At 58.3% G+C, this 12,658-nt stretch carries 14 protein-coding genes; 7 read left to right on the top strand and 7 right to left on the bottom strand.

Going from position 1 to position 12,658, the window contains the following annotated elements; all coding sequences use genetic code 11:
* Nucleotides 1-17 precede the first annotated feature (17 nt).
* On the top strand, nt 18-1,247 hold the full coding sequence (locus H8709_RS09110) for a homocysteine S-methyltransferase family protein (RefSeq protein WP_262398069.1): 1,230 nt from the start codon (nt 18-20) through the stop codon (nt 1,245-1,247).
* A 205-nt stretch (nt 1,248-1,452) separates the two neighbouring features.
* Here H8709_RS09110 and H8709_RS09105 read toward each other — a convergent pair whose 3' ends face one another.
* Nucleotides 1,453-1,944 carry a deoxycytidylate deaminase gene (locus H8709_RS09105; RefSeq protein ID WP_262398068.1) on the bottom strand — a complete coding sequence of 164 codons (492 nt, stop codon included), beginning with the start codon at nt 1,942-1,944 and terminating at the stop codon, nt 1,453-1,455.
* Nucleotides 1,945-2,162: 218 nt separating this feature from the next.
* On the opposite strand from H8709_RS09105, the gene rsmA reads away from it, so the two are divergent.
* Nucleotides 2,163-3,041: a 16S rRNA (adenine(1518)-N(6)/adenine(1519)-N(6))-dimethyltransferase RsmA gene (gene rsmA, locus H8709_RS09100; RefSeq protein ID WP_262398067.1), complete on the top strand. Its 879-nt coding sequence runs from the start codon at nt 2,163-2,165 to the stop codon at nt 3,039-3,041.
* A 312-nt stretch (nt 3,042-3,353) separates the two neighbouring features.
* Here rsmA and H8709_RS09095 read toward each other — a convergent pair whose 3' ends face one another.
* The 3 genes from H8709_RS09095 to H8709_RS09085 form a co-directional block, all read right to left on the bottom strand.
* A complete protein-coding gene (locus H8709_RS09095) occupies nt 3,354-3,566 on the bottom strand; it encodes a helix-turn-helix transcriptional regulator (protein WP_262398066.1) in 213 nt (70 codons plus the stop codon).
* A gap of 114 nt (nt 3,567-3,680) precedes the next feature.
* Nucleotides 3,681-4,874, bottom strand: coding sequence for a hypothetical protein (locus H8709_RS09090; protein ID WP_262398065.1), 1,194 nt, complete (start codon nt 4,872-4,874; stop codon nt 3,681-3,683).
* Nucleotides 4,875-4,934: 60 nt separating this feature from the next.
* On the bottom strand, nt 4,935-5,600 hold the full coding sequence (locus tag H8709_RS09085) for an HD domain-containing protein (RefSeq protein ID WP_262398064.1): 666 nt from the start codon (nt 5,598-5,600) through the stop codon (nt 4,935-4,937).
* Nucleotides 5,601-5,767: 167 nt separating this feature from the next.
* Here H8709_RS09085 and H8709_RS09080 point away from each other — a divergent pair, with 167 nt between their 5' ends.
* Together H8709_RS09080 and H8709_RS09075 are read left to right on the top strand one after the other, a co-directional pair.
* The gene (locus H8709_RS09080) at nt 5,768-6,547 is read left to right on the top strand and encodes a type III pantothenate kinase (RefSeq protein WP_262398063.1); all 780 of its coding nucleotides are present in this window, start codon (nt 5,768-5,770) and stop codon (nt 6,545-6,547) included.
* Between the two features lie 60 nt (nt 6,548-6,607).
* On the top strand, nt 6,608-7,228 hold the full coding sequence (locus H8709_RS09075; RefSeq protein WP_262398062.1) for an ECF transporter S component: 621 nt from the start codon (nt 6,608-6,610) through the stop codon (nt 7,226-7,228).
* Between the two features lie 206 nt (nt 7,229-7,434).
* On the opposite strand, the gene H8709_RS09070 is transcribed toward H8709_RS09075, so the two are convergent.
* On the bottom strand, nt 7,435-7,848 hold the full coding sequence (locus H8709_RS09070) for an EamA family transporter (RefSeq protein ID WP_262398061.1): 414 nt from the start codon (nt 7,846-7,848) through the stop codon (nt 7,435-7,437).
* 388 nt (nt 7,849-8,236) lie between these two features.
* Here H8709_RS09070 and aroF point away from each other — a divergent pair, with 388 nt between their 5' ends.
* The 3 genes from aroF to H8709_RS09055 all read left to right on the top strand — a co-directional run bounded on the left by aroF (nt 8,237) and on the right by H8709_RS09055 (nt 10,477).
* Nucleotides 8,237-9,262: a 3-deoxy-7-phosphoheptulonate synthase gene (gene aroF / locus H8709_RS09065; protein WP_262398060.1), complete on the top strand. Its 1,026-nt coding sequence runs from the start codon at nt 8,237-8,239 to the stop codon at nt 9,260-9,262.
* 89 nt (nt 9,263-9,351) lie between these two features.
* Nucleotides 9,352-9,663 carry a thioredoxin gene (gene trxA / locus H8709_RS09060; protein WP_262398059.1) on the top strand — a complete coding sequence of 104 codons (312 nt, stop codon included), beginning with the start codon at nt 9,352-9,354 and terminating at the stop codon, nt 9,661-9,663.
* A gap of 133 nt (nt 9,664-9,796) precedes the next feature.
* Nucleotides 9,797-10,477, top strand: a complete 681-nt coding sequence (locus tag H8709_RS09055) for a Crp/Fnr family transcriptional regulator (RefSeq protein WP_262398058.1) — start codon at nt 9,797-9,799, stop codon at nt 10,475-10,477.
* A 174-nt stretch (nt 10,478-10,651) separates the two neighbouring features.
* On the opposite strand, the gene H8709_RS09050 is transcribed toward H8709_RS09055, so the two are convergent.
* Nucleotides 10,652-11,320, bottom strand: coding sequence for a redox-sensing transcriptional repressor Rex (locus tag H8709_RS09050; protein WP_262398057.1), 669 nt, complete (start codon nt 11,318-11,320; stop codon nt 10,652-10,654).
* 15 nt (nt 11,321-11,335) lie between these two features.
* Nucleotides 11,336-12,496 carry an isocitrate/isopropylmalate family dehydrogenase gene (locus H8709_RS09045; protein ID WP_262398056.1) on the bottom strand — a complete coding sequence of 387 codons (1,161 nt, stop codon included), beginning with the start codon at nt 12,494-12,496 and terminating at the stop codon, nt 11,336-11,338.
* Nucleotides 12,497-12,658: the final 162 nt, after the last annotated feature.

Here is a 12,658-nt window from a genome sequence, read left to right as displayed (position 1 = left end):
CAGAAAGGGAGGAAAGAATGGAAGTACCCTTGCCACCCCGATTATTGGATGGCGCCACAGGAACCAATTTAATGAGAGTGGGCATGCCAATTTCCGCCTGCCCGGAACAGTGGATACTGGAGCACCCCGGAGTGCTCCTGGAATTACAGCGCGCCTATATCGAGGCGGGGGCCCAGGTCCTCTATGCCCCCACCTTTACCGCCAACCGCGCCATGCTCTCCCGATTCGGGAAGGACGATGAGGTGGACGCGCTTAACGCCAAGCTGGTGGCTCTCACCAAAGCGGCGGCGGAGGCGTCCGGCGTGCTGGTGGCGGGGGACATCGCCCCCACCAATCTCGCTATCGAGCCCTTTGGAGAGACGCCCTTTTTGGAGCTGGTGAACATTTACAGCGAGCAGGCCTTCGCCCTCAAAAACGCGGGGGTGGATCTGATCGTCTGCGAAACCATGATTTCCATGACCGGGATGCGGGCCGCTGTGCTGGGCGCCCGGCAGACGGGGCTTCCCCTCTATGTCACCATGTCCATGAACGAGGAGGGCGAAACCTTAGACGGCTCCAACATGTTAAGCTGCATGATCGCCGCCCAGTCGCTGGGGGTCAAAGCCTTCGGCATCAACTGCACCGGCCGTTTCGACAAGCTCACCGAGCAGATCGAGCGCCTCATCCCCTACGCCCAGGTGCCGCTGATTGCAAAGCCCAGCCTGGGAGAGCCCGACGCCCATGGGGAATACCCGATGACGCCGGAAGAATTTGCCGCGGCTATGAAGCAGGTGCTGGACGCCGGGGCTTCCATGGTGGGCGGCTGCTGCGGCGCCACGCCCGCGCACATCGCGGCGCTCAGGCTGATGGTGGAAAGCTATGACTTCGCCGGGCGCAAACTTCCCCAGCCCAACCCCGAGGACATCATCGCGTGCAGCTACGACGAGACCTTCTTCCTCACCGAGGACCTGGAGTTTTCCGAGCCGCTCTCCTGCGAGGTGGATATGACCGAGGACATTTTGGAAGCGGAGGACGAGGGCTGGGACGCGGTGCTCGTCGAGGTGCCCACTCCCGACGACGCCTACCATTTTGCCCAGAACGCCCACATGACCGACCTGCCGGTGGCCTTTCTCTCAGATAACGAAAGCGCCCTGGAAATGGCGCTGATCTACTACCCCGGCCGGGCCATTGTGTGCAGCTCCATGACCGACCTGGAGCGGGAAGTGCTGGAAAAGATCTGCGAAGGCTACGGCGCGCTCCTTTTCTAGCCGCTACGGAGGCTCCGCAAATCATAGGCCGCGCGTACCCGGCGGCGTCCCGTGCGGTTTTCCGCATCTTGACCGTGAACAAGGCCGCTGCCCCCAGGAGGGGCAGCGGCCTTTGCGCGTTTTAACCCGGGATGACGGGCCCGTTCGATGGACCGGCGGCAAAAAGGGCCGGAGGAAGCTTCCTCCGGCCCTTTTCTTTGTAAAACTAATAGCCCCGTTTGCCCTCCAGAGACTCGTCGTTCATCACCCATTCGTCGTAGACATAGGTGACCCGGAAGTCCTCGGGGGTGTCCCTCACCACCACCGTGCTGATGCCCGCGTTGATGATCATCCGCTTACACATGGCGCAGGGGTTGGCGTCCTTGACAAGCTCCTTGGTGGCGTAGTCCCGGCCCACCAGATATAAGGTGCTCCCCAGCATATCCGCCCGGGAGGCGGAGATGATGGCGTTGGCCTCCGCATGGACCGAGCGGCACAGTTCATAGCGCTCGCCCCGGGGGATCCCCAGTTCTTCCCGGGTACAGTAGCCCAAGTCACAGCAGTTTTTCCGCCCGCGGGGCGCACCCACATAACCGGTGGAGATGATCTGGTCGTTTTTAACAATAATGGCACCGAAATTCCGCCGTAAACAGGTACCGCGTTCCAGAACAGTCTGGGCGATATCCAGATAATAATTGATTTTGTCGCGTCGATTCATAAGGTTTGCGCCTCCCTCGGCTTTGATTTTCTTTTATTGTAGTTGATTTGCCCTTTCGTTGCAATGGCTTTTCCAGACTTTTCTTATATGAGGGCGAATTTTGTAAAAAGAACGCCTTTGCCAGTCCCATCCACGGACCCTATAAAAAGAGTGGAAACTGTGGTATAATAACACCAATCCGGCCCGAGGCCAAAGAAATACAGGGGGACCGCTAATTTATGAGCAAGCTTTCCAACATCGGCACCATCAAAGACATTGTCAACCGCTACGGCTTTTCCTTTTCCAAGGCCCTGGGGCAGAATTTCCTCATCAATCCTTCGGTCTGCCCCCGCATCGCCGAGATGGGAAACGCCCGGCCCGGCTTCGGCATCATTGAAATCGGCACCGGCATCGGCGTCCTCACCGCGGAGCTTGCCCAGCGCGCGGACAAGGTGGTCTGCATCGAACTGGACAGCCGCCTCCTGCCGGTCCTGGACGAGACCCTCAGCGAATTTGACAACATCAAGGTCATCAACGACGACGTGCTCAAGGTGGATTTAAAAAAGCTCATTGCCGACGAGTTTGCCGGTATGCAGGTGGCGGTGTGCGCCAACCTGCCCTATTACATCACGTCCCCCATCCTCATGTCCCTCTTGGAACAGCGCCTGCCCATCGTTTCCATCACCGTCATGGTGCAAAAGGAGGCCGCCGTGCGCATCTGTGCCAAGCCCGGGAGCCGGGAGTGCGGCGCGCTGAGCCTGGCCGTCTCCTATTACAGCGAGCCCAAACAGCTCTTCTCCGTCTCTCGGGGCAGCTTCCTGCCCGCCCCCGACGTGGACTCCGCAGTCATCCGCCTCGACGTCCGGGAGTCCCCCGCCATCCAGGTGCCCGACGAAAAGGCCCTTTTTGCCATCATCAAGGCGGGTTTCTCCCAGCGCCGCAAGACCATCGTCAACGCCCTCTCTTCCGGCCTCGGCCTGCCCAAGGAGGAGGTATCAAGGATGCTGGAACGCGCCCAGGTTTCCCCCAAGGCCCGCGCCGAGCAGCTCACCCTGGAGGACTTTGGCCGCATCCGCCTACCAGCGGAGGATGACGCGGCACCTACCGGTGCGGGATAACGCGCCCCAAGATTAAATGAAACCATTGTCGCGTCGCCCGCGACCGTGATGCGGACCGACCACAGCGCGGTATGGCGGCGGGCCCTGCCCGCCACCTGCCGGGACAGGATGACGCGGCACCTACCGGTGCGGGCTGACGCGCCCCCAAGCTTAGATGGAACCGTTGTCACGTCGCCCGCGACCGTGATGCGGGCTGACGCGCCCCAAGTTTAGATGAAACCACTGTCGCGTCGCCCGCGATGATGCTGCGCGGAAAGCCACGCATAACAAAAGCCCCGCAGAAAACTGCGGGGCTTTTGTTGGGGCCCTAAGCTATTCCCGGAACTCGAAGAGCAGCTTGGGCTCGATCTCCAGCGCTTTGGCAATGGCCAGCAGGGTGGAGACGGAAAACTTGGTTTGAACGTTATATGATTCGATATGACTGAGATGGCCGCGGCTCATTGGAACCCGGTCAGCAAGCTGTTCTTGTGTATAGCCTTTCCTCTTGCGATGGTATGCGATATTGAGCCCAATTTGTCGAATCATTTCTTCAATTTCCACTAAAATCACCTCTCAAGGTTAATCTTAGTGGTTTCAATAGAAATATACCGCTTGACAAATTATACAATTTGCGATATATTATGTATAGTTAGCTTGAATTTAGTTATCATTTGCGTGATAAGATCGGAATTTGAAGATCAGCACCGCCACGGCGGCCATGGCCAGCATCAGATAGATGAGGCTGCACACGAGTATGAGCACATTGTTGGTCCGCCGTTCCCCCTGGCCGCCCGCCACGGGAACCGCCGCCTCGTCGGAGAGGATGAGCTTCATCTTCCCGCCGCTTTCGCCCGAAGAAACTTGGGAGCCGCCGGAGCTGGGGCCGGCGCCGTTATAGTAGTTGTTGGTGATCTCGAAATACTGGGTGATCTTGTCCCCGGAGGTGTTCCGGCTGGAAGCGGAGGAACGGTGGATGATATAAAAGCCCTCCACGTTGAACATGGGATCGGGTTCCTCCTCCTCGTCGGGAGGCGGGTCGCCCCAATTGAGGTATTCGCCCTGAAAATCCACCCGGGCCAAGCGCATCATGTCCCCATTGGGATTGTGGAGGGTACCGCCGTCCGCCATGGGAATTTCTTCGGGGTAGTTCATCTGTAAGCCGATGTAGCGGGTGCCGCTGGGAATGGGAAGATAGAGCGTGGTGTAATAATAGGTCAGCGGACTGGAAGATTCCAAGGACATGCGGCAGGAGGCAATATCGTAGTCCAGCGAATGATAGCTTTCCCCATCATCGGAGACAAGTACCTCCAAGAAGCTGGTGGTGAGGGTGTCCTTGATCTGGGAGAGGAAAACGTCCTCATCGGGCAGCGGGCGAAAGACGCCGGCTCCCTTTTCCACCATGTAGAGCAGATATCCTTCATCCGGCGTGTGGAGATACAGGTTGCCGTCCACCGGACTGTATGAAACGGGCAGGGCCCCGTCCAAATCCATGGTCCCTTCCGGGTCTCCCGCGACGTCCATCAGCACATAATCGCCGTACATGTTCCGGCTGGCCATGGGCGACATGGGGAGATAGCAGCTCACGGTGAGCCGGTCCACGCCCGAGATGTGGTAGATGGCCGAGGGAGGGCCGCCGGCAAAGTCGGCGGTCAGGACGGTGCTGTCGGGCGCATTGGGCCAGCCCACTTCCTCGCCGAAGTCGGGGGAAGCGGCGCGTAAATTACTGTAAGAGATGAATTCGGTGTTGTCGGCACTCTCACATTCGTCGAAATATGTCGAATCAGCAAGTACAAAAAAGCTCGCTGCCATTCCCATGAGGACAATGACGGCGAGGAAAACGCAAAATCTTTTCATTTTGTCATCCATCCATGTTGTCATTGACGGGGGAGTTCCCCCGTCTTTTTTCTGTTTGTGTTATAAGAGCCGCACGCCGTTGATGGTCAGCTCAAAAACGACCTCTAAAAACTCCGCGGCCTTTTTGCAAAGGAGCATCCGACCCAAGAAAATTTCAAAGTAATCCATCACCGCGCAAATGGAAGTGTCGATACTGATGTTCAGCGACACGGTGCGGCGTTTCGCGTCGATGGTGAAGCTGGAATCCTCCACGGCGTAGTTGACCCGGTCGTGGATATCGAAGGTGAGCATATCCCGGTTGCGGACCCGGGAGCGGCGCACATCGGTCTTGTCGGCGAGAATGAGGGCGGCGGCCACGGCGTTGACCGGGACGGCGGTGCCCTCGTCGTGGTTGCCGATGGCGGTCACCACGGTGGCGATCTCTTCGGGGGGCATTTCCATGTGATCCAGGATGCGGAAGGCCATGATGGCGCCGCTCTGGGCGTGGTCGATGCGATTGATGAGGTTGCCGATGTCGTGCATATAGCCCGCAATTTCCCCGAGCTCACAGGTGCGCTCGTCGTAACCGAGGCTCATGAGGATGTCCCGGGCGTAGACGGCGCAGCGGGTGACATGGGCGAAGCTGTGCTCGGTAAAGCCCAGATGGGAGAGGACCTCGTCGGCCTTGGCGATGTAGGTCTTAATTTCCGGATTGTTTTTGATGTCCTGAAAGGTGACGATTTTCATAGTACCTCCCTAAATTTTCTTATCTATTATTATACACGATTTTTGTGAGAATAAAAAGCTGGAACTGCACATTCCGCCGATTTTTCCGATAGGGGGATAAACGGCTTGCCAGGGGGGAAAATTGAGGCTATACTGAAAGGGACAGAAAGGGAAGGGAGGGGAACCCCATGATACTCACGCTGCATGTGGAGAACACACTTATTTCCATCGGCGGATACAAGGAGGGGCGGCTAGGCTTTGCGGTGCGGATGAAAACCGACGTCGGATTGACGGAAGATCAGTACGCAGCGGCAATGGCACAGCTCATAGCGCCTCACGGTCTGACCGGAGGGAAAGGGGAGGGCGGCATCGTATCGTCGGTGGTTCCGGAGCTTACCGAAAGGCTCCGGAGCGCCCTCTCCCGTTTTTGCACGGGCAAGGTTTATGTGGTGTCGCCGGGGCTCAAGACGGGGCTCAACATCCGTTCCCAGAACCCGGCCATGTTTGGCAGCGATATTGTTTGCGGCTGCGCGGCGGCGGTCAAACGGTATCCGTCCCCCTGTGTGGTGGCGGACATCGGCACGGCGGTGAGCTTTTCGGCGCTGGATGAAAATGGGTCGCTCATAGGAAAGGCCCTCTTTCCCGGCCCTGAGATCGCGCTTCAGGCCCTCAGCGACAAGGCTGCCCTTCTGCCCCGGGTGGGGCTGGGGGAGCCGGGGGAGCTGATTGCAGCCGGCACCACCGACGCCATGCGCTCGGGGCTCGTATATGGCTATGCCAGCATGATCGACGGCATGTTCCGCCGCTTCCGGGCGCGCCTGGGAGGCAGTCCCACCCTGGTGGCCACCGGCGCGCTGGCGGGCCTATTGGTGCCCCACTGTGAGGAGGACATCCAGCTCGACGAGCATCTGGTGCTGGACGGGCTCTATCAGATTTATTGCAAAAACGCGCCTCCTGTCCGGGACTAAGTCCTGCAAAACTAGCGCTGTATCCGTATAAGACGGAACGGCAGCAAGGAGGAATGGCTTATGAGAGCCAATGAGAAGACAAAACGAATGGTACAACTTTCCCTGCTCATCGCCTTGGAGGTTGTGCTGGCCTTGACCCCGCTGGGCTTTATCCCGCTGGGGTTCACCAAGGCGACCACCATGCACATCCCGGTGATTATCGGCGCCATCCTATTGGGCCCCATGCAGGGCGGCATTCTGGGCGGCGTATTCGGCGTGTGCAGCCTGCTCACCAACACCTTCACCCCCACCGCCACATCCTTTGTATTCAGCCCCTTCTTTAGCCTGGGCGACGTGGGCGGAAACGGGTGGAGCTTGGTCATCTGCTTTGTGCCCCGCATCCTCATCGGCGTGGTGGCGGGATATCTCTTCCGCGCCATCGGCAAGGGCGGAAAGCGCCAGGTCCTGGCCTCGGCGGTGAGCGCCGTGGCCGCGTCGCTCACCAACACCATCCTGGTTATGGGCGGCATCTATTTGTTCTTCGGCAGAAGCTACGCCGCGGCCCGAGAAATTCCCTTCGACACCCTGTTCAAGGTGATCATGGGGGTCGTTGGTATCAACGGTGTGCCCGAGGCCATCGTGGCCGCCGTTCTGGTGACGGCGGTGGTCATCCCGCTGCGAAAGGCGCTGCGCCGGGCTTGAGGCGGGGCGTACTGTTTCCGTGGTGGAGCCAAGAGGAAAGGCGGTCCGTGCGGCCTCGTTCACGGGAAAAGTTGATAGATAAAAAGGCGGAGCTTGCTCCGCCTTTTTTCATATCCGCGCCCATGCCACGCCGTGAGCCGCAACGCGGGTGCCGCGACAGTGATACGAAAAAACCAAGGAGCGCGGCATCCCCCGCCGGCAGGTGGTTAGAGGATGAGAACGAAGGTGCCGGCGGTGATGAGGATGCCGCCGATGATGGTCTTGATGGTGACGGCCTCCTTGAGGATGACGAAGGCTAAGACCATGCTGATGACAACGCTGAATTTATCAATGGGCACCACCTTGGAGGCCTCCCCAATTTGGAGGGCCCGGTAGTAGAACATCCAGGACAGACCTGTGGCCAGGCCCGAGAGGACGAGGAAAACCCAGCTCTTGGCGGTGATGTCGGAAATCTGGCTCTGGGTGCCCGAAATGAAGACAATGCCCCAGGCCATGACGAGCACTACCACGGTGCGGATGGCGGTGGCCAGGTTGGAATTGATGCCCTCGATGCCGATTTTGGCCAAAATGGAGGTGGCGGCCGCGAAAAAGGCCGAAAGCAGTGCAAAGATGACCCACATGTTCTTTCCCTCCTTTTGTGCAAATGCGCGCATCCCATTCCCCCCTCTTATTGTGTTTCTGTCTTTATTATAGGTAAATCACCGCAAATAAACAAGATTTTCATCGGTCAAAGAAATTTCTTGACATTCGCTTTAAAGTGGTATACTATAAAAGTCAGAAACAACGGGAGGGAACGATCATGAGAAACCAGCTTTGCGGCACAATGGAGATGACCTATTGGTATTCCCTGCGCTATTATTTTGGCGCGGGTCCTTTTTGCTGCGAAGAAACCGATGGAATCGTCCCCCGCTGATCCCTTTGTGGATATGCGTTGGCTGAGCCGGTACTTTCGCAGAAAGTACCGGCTTTTTTGTCGGTAAAAATGACGAGAGAAATGGAGAAACCAATATGATTATCATCTTAAAAGAACAGGCGGCCCCCCAGAAGATTCGGGAACTCATCGCGGACATCGAAGGCCAAGGCCTGAGCGTCCACCAGTCCCAGGGCGTCAACACCACCCTGTTGGGCATTATCGGCGACACCACCAAGGTGGATGTGGAAAAGCTGCAAGCCTTGGACGTGGTGGCCCAGGTCAAGCGGATTCAGGAGCCCTACAAGAGCGCCAACCGGAAATTCCATCCCCAGGACACCGTCGTGGACATCCGGGGCCGGAAGCTGGGCGGGGGACACTTCCAGGTGGCGGCGGGGCCCTGCTCGGTGGAGAACCGGGAGCAGATATTGACCGTGGCGGACCAGGTGAAGGCGGCGGGGGCGGGGCTCCTGCGGGGCGGGGCGTTTAAGCCCAGGACCTCCCCCTACGCCTTCCAGGGCCTGGGCGGGGAGGGCATTGAGCTGCTCAAGGAGGCCAGGGAGCGCACAGGGCTTCCCATCGTCACAGAGATCATGAACATCAGCCATCTGGACCTGTTCGAAGATGTGGACGTCATCCAGGTGGGGGCCAGGAACATGCAGAACTTCGAGCTGCTCAAGGAGTTAGGCCATGTGGACAAACCCATCCTCCTCAAGCGAGGTCTGGCCAACACCCTAGAGGAACTTCTCATGAGCGCCGAATACATCATGTCGGGAGGCAACGAGCAGGTCATCCTCTGCGAACGGGGCATCCGTACCTTTGAGACTTCCACCCGCAACACCCTGGACATCTCCGCCGTGCCCATGCTCAAGAAGAAGTCCCATCTCCCCGTGGTCATCGACCCGAGCCACGCGGCGGGCCTCACTTGGATGGTGGAGCCGCTTTCCATGGCGGCCATCGCCGCCGGGGCGGACGGCCTGATCATCGAGGTCCACAACTGCCCGGAGAAGGCCCTCTCCGACGGCGCTCAGTCCCTGCGTCCGGCACAGTTTTCTGAAATCATGGACAAAGTGAAGAAGACGGTGGATTTCTTTGGAAAGAGCATGGACGAGAATCAAATGTGACAAAGTTACAGAATCCTATACTACCGTTGTATATAATAAAAACATCAAAAGCACAGCACCCCAAACAAACTTTCAAGGAGGCTTTTATAATGGCAGTACATACATTTACAAAAGATAATTTCGATCGGGAAGTCAACGCTCCCGAAACCGTCCTCATCGACTTCTGGGCGCCCTGGTGCGGACCCTGCCGGATGGTATCCCCCATCGTCGACGAGGTGGCCGAGGAGGTCGAGGGCAAGGTAAAGGTGGCCAAAGTCAACATCGACGAACAGCCCGAGCTTGCCAGCCGCTTCCAGGTCATGACCATCCCCACCCTGATGGTGATGAAGAAAGGCAAGATCGTCTCCACTTCGGTGGGAGTGAAAAGCAAGAAGGCCATCATGGACATGGTCAGCGAATAAGCATTTGACAGAATGAGCCCAAACCCCTACAATAAAAGAAAGGGCGGCCGTTTTTAGCCGCCAATAAATCAAAGCTCTGCGCTCCCTCACCGGCGCAGAGCTTCGGTTGTTTTGTGTGCGGAGGTGCAAGCTTATGGTATTGCAGGAACAGGAGATCGCGTTTGTGCGGGAAGTGCTGCCCTTTTGGAAGGACTTGACCGAGACCCAGCGGTCAGAGCTCATCGATCACATGCGGCCGCGCAGCTTTGCGCGGGGGGACCATCTCCACGCCGGAGAGGCCGACTGTTCCGGCGTCTTCCTTCTCCGCAGCGGGCAGGTGCGGACCTTCATCATCTCGGACAGCGGCCGGGAAATCACTCTGTTTCGCCTGTTTGAGCGGGATATCTGCATCTTTTCGGCCTCCTGCATGATGCCCAATATCAACTTCGACGTTTATATCGACGCGGAGAAGGACACCGAGACCCTGCTGATTCCTACCTGTGCCTACAAAGCCCTGTCCGCCCAATCCCCGGCGGTCAAGGAGTACACGGCACAGCTCATCGCCAGCCGCTTTTCCGACGTGATGTGGATGCTTGAGCAGGCCCTTTTTCAGAGCTTTGACAAGCGCCTGGCGGCCTTTTTGCTGGAACAGCGCAACATCGAGGACAGCCTCACCCTCCGCCTCACCCACGAGGAGATCGCCAAGCACCTGGGCTCGGCCCGGGAGGTGGTCACCCGGATGCTCAAGGTGTTCCAGGACCAGGGGATGGTGAAGCTCTCCCGGGGCGGCATCGAGATCATCGAGCCCAGGCAGCTCGAACAACTGGCGGAGTGATAGCGCTTTCAAAGGCAAAAGAAAAAAGCGGAGGCGAAAGCCTCCGCTTTTTGTATGCGCCCCGCGGAGACGCCCTGGACCCGGGCTCCACAGGGATGCGCAAGGGCTTCGGCGCTTATGCGCTCCGCCCTCTATGCGCAAAAAACAGCCGCAAAGCGGCTGTTTTTATGTACGCTATTCTTTTTCCTGGGGCCCCTCAGGATTTTGCTCGAGGACCTCGTTGACCCGGTAACAGAGGGTCATCAGGCTGTCCCCCAGGTGGACGTTTTCCACCACGATGTTGTCGTAGTCCAGCGCCAGATCGTAGTGGGAGAAGTTCCAAAATCCCCGGATGCCCAATTCCACCAGGTTGTCGGCGATCTCCTGGGCGGAGTTTTTGGGGATACAGAGCATGGCGACCTTGGGCCTGCGCTGGCGGCAGAACTCGGGGAGGGTGTCCGCGTGGGAAACCCGGATGCCCCGGATGGTCTGGCCGATGATGTCCTCGCTGACGTCAAAGATGCCGATGAGGTTAAAGCCCCGGCTGTCGAAGGACATGTGGGAGGCGATGGCCCGTCCCAGGTTGCCCGCGCCTAGCAGAATGATATCCAGACCCTTGTCAATGCCCAGAATGGAGCCGATCTCCTTGTGGAGCGCCTCCACATTGTAGCCGTAGCCCTGCTGTCCAAAGCCGCCGAAGCAGTTGAGGTCCTGGCGGATTTGGGAGGCGGTGACTCCCATCTTCAGCGAGAGCTCCCGGGAGGAAATCCGGTGGATACCGTTTTTTAACAGGTCCCCCAGAAACCGGTAATACCGGGGCAGCCTGCGGATGACAGACAGGGAGACATTTTCATGCTTCGCCATTTTTTCGCCGCCTTATCAAAGTTTCTGCGTGGTCTCCATGACATAGTCGCCAAACTCTTTGCAGGTGGCGCCGTTGTCACGGCCAGTGATGACATATTTTTTCTCTTCATACATGCATTTGTCCAGCGCCCGCTCCAGCTTGTCGGCCTCTTTCTGATAGCCGATGTGGGAAAGGAGCATGACGGTGGCCCGGAGCATGGAGCAGGGGTCGGCATATTTGTCACGGCCTTCGGCCACCATCCGGGGCGCGGAACCGTGAATGGCCTCGAACATGGCGTAATGGTTGCCGAGGTTGGCGCTGCCGGCGGTACCCACGCCACCCTGGAACTCGGCCGCCTCGTCAGTGATGATGTCGCCGTAGAGGTTGGGGAGGATGAAGACCTTGAAGTCGCTCCTGCGCTTCTCGTCGATGAGCTTGGCGGTGGTGATGTCGATGTACCAGTCGTCGGTGACGATCTCGGGATATTCCTTGCCGATCTCCTGGCAGATTCTAAGGAATTTGCCGTCGGTGGTCTTGACCACGTTGGCCTTGGTGATGATGGAAACCTTGCCCTTATTGTTGTTGCGGGCGTATTCGTAAGCGAGTCTCGCGATGCGCTCGGTGCCCTGGGAGGTGGTGACGGTGAAGTCAAAGGCCAGGTCGTCGTCCACATTGAGCCCGCAGGAACCCAGGGTGTAGGCGCCCTCGGTGTTCTCTCTGAAGAAGGTCCAGTCAATGCCCTTGTCCGGCACCTTGACCGGGCGGACGTTGGCAAAGAGGTCCAGCTCTTTTCTCATGGCCACGTTGGCGCTTTCGATGTTGGGCCAGGGGTCGCCGGCTCTCGGCGTGGTGGTGGGACCCTTGAGGATGACGTCGCATTTTTTGAGCTCTTCGAGCACGTCGTCGGGGATGGCCTTGTTGGCCTTGACCCGGTTTTCGATGGTCAGGCCGTCGATGACCTTAAATTCCACCCGGCCCTTTTTCACCTCGTCCCGGAGCAGATATTCCAGCACCCGGTGGGCTTCGCTCGTGATAACCGGTCCGATGCCGTCGCCGCCGCAGACGCCGATGACGATTTTATTGAGCTTCGTGTAATCCACAGCGCCGGTGTCCGCCTTCATCCGGGCGACACGGGCCAGCTGGTTTTCAATGAGTGCCTGATATTTTTCCAAGGCCGCTTCGATTTTTTTCTCCATGTTTTTTCCTGCTTTCTATTTCCTGATTTGCGGCGGCGCGTCGCCGCTGCCATATCGCGCTACGGTGCGGCCAAAACTGCAACACGTGTGTCACAGTGTGGTCAAATGGCGGGCCGCAGTGCGCCATCCCGCCCCAGAGGGGCTGTTTGCAGTGGGTTTATC

This window comes from Zongyangia hominis (genome assembly GCF_014385095.1).
GTDB classification, from domain to species: Bacteria; Bacillota; Clostridia; order Oscillospirales; family Ruminococcaceae; genus Zongyangia; species Zongyangia hominis.
The sequence above is the reverse complement of the archived record's forward strand: the minus strand, read 5'-3'. Positions and strand labels throughout refer to the sequence as shown.

Coding starts and splice junctions, on each gene's coding strand:
- H8709_RS09110 (WP_262398069.1), top strand. CDS start 18: ATGGAAGTACCCTTGCCACCCCGATTATTGGATGGCGCCACAGGAACC.
- H8709_RS09105 (WP_262398068.1), bottom strand. CDS start 1,944: ATGAATCGACGCGACAAAATCAATTATTATCTGGATATCGCCCAGACT.
- rsmA (WP_262398067.1), top strand. CDS start 2,163: ATGAGCAAGCTTTCCAACATCGGCACCATCAAAGACATTGTCAACCGC.
- H8709_RS09095 (WP_262398066.1), bottom strand. CDS start 3,566: ATGATTCGACAAATTGGGCTCAATATCGCATACCATCGCAAGAGGAAA.
- H8709_RS09090 (WP_262398065.1), bottom strand. CDS start 4,874: ATGAAAAGATTTTGCGTTTTCCTCGCCGTCATTGTCCTCATGGGAATG.
- H8709_RS09085 (WP_262398064.1), bottom strand. CDS start 5,600: ATGAAAATCGTCACCTTTCAGGACATCAAAAACAATCCGGAAATTAAG.
- H8709_RS09080 (WP_262398063.1), top strand. CDS start 5,768: ATGATACTCACGCTGCATGTGGAGAACACACTTATTTCCATCGGCGGA.
- H8709_RS09075 (WP_262398062.1), top strand. CDS start 6,608: ATGAGAGCCAATGAGAAGACAAAACGAATGGTACAACTTTCCCTGCTC.
- H8709_RS09070 (WP_262398061.1), bottom strand. CDS start 7,848: ATGTGGGTCATCTTTGCACTGCTTTCGGCCTTTTTCGCGGCCGCCACC.
- aroF (WP_262398060.1), top strand. CDS start 8,237: ATGATTATCATCTTAAAAGAACAGGCGGCCCCCCAGAAGATTCGGGAA.
- trxA (WP_262398059.1), top strand. CDS start 9,352: ATGGCAGTACATACATTTACAAAAGATAATTTCGATCGGGAAGTCAAC.
- H8709_RS09055 (WP_262398058.1), top strand. CDS start 9,797: ATGGTATTGCAGGAACAGGAGATCGCGTTTGTGCGGGAAGTGCTGCCC.
- H8709_RS09050 (WP_262398057.1), bottom strand. CDS start 11,320: ATGGCGAAGCATGAAAATGTCTCCCTGTCTGTCATCCGCAGGCTGCCC.
- H8709_RS09045 (WP_262398056.1), bottom strand. CDS start 12,496: ATGGAGAAAAAAATCGAAGCGGCCTTGGAAAAATATCAGGCACTCATT.